The organism is Liquorilactobacillus sicerae, from assembly GCF_029916425.1.
GTDB classification, from domain to species: Bacteria; Bacillota; Bacilli; order Lactobacillales; family Lactobacillaceae; genus Liquorilactobacillus; species Liquorilactobacillus sicerae.
The window spans coordinates 1-409 of the sequence record NZ_JAHAVQ010000327.1; the positions used below are offsets into that span (position 1 = coordinate 1).

Below are 409 nucleotides of genomic sequence, written 5' to 3' on the forward strand. Positions count from 1 at the left end.
TTACCTATTTTCCTTCCTTTTTATATTGAAACAATTTCTTTCGCAAAAAATTAATATTATAGATATCTAAGCCGAGGCTCGGTTCGTCCAGGACAATAATTGGGGAATCAATTAAATCAATTAAAGCAAGACTGAGTCGACGTTTCATACCCTTTGAATAATCTTTGATCAACTTTTCTTTTTGCTCAGAAAATTGATAGTCTTCAATAAGTTCATCAATGATATTTTTTTAATTACTTATTCTATAAATTTCAGCAAAGTAAGAAAGATTTTCTTTGGCGGTTAAAAAATCAATAAGTTGATCTTCTGTTGGTAAAAAAGAAAACTTTTTTCGCGCTGATAAATCATATGGTATTTTTAATTTCCGGCCATTTAAAATAATTTCTCCTTCATCAATCTGGTTCAGTCC

1 protein-coding gene and 1 pseudogene are annotated in these 409 nt (G+C 29.3%); both read right to left on the reverse strand.

Annotated elements, in window-relative coordinates; translation table 11 throughout:
- Positions 1-4: 4 nt before the first annotated feature.
- Positions 5-223 carry an ATP-binding cassette domain-containing protein gene (locus tag KH893_RS13130; protein WP_345803746.1) on the reverse strand — a complete coding sequence of 73 codons (219 nt, stop codon included), beginning with the start codon at positions 221-223 and terminating at the stop codon, positions 5-7.
- 6 nt (positions 224-229) lie between these two features.
- A pseudogene (locus tag KH893_RS12675) lies at positions 230-409 on the reverse strand (ABC transporter ATP-binding protein); the annotation flags it as partial.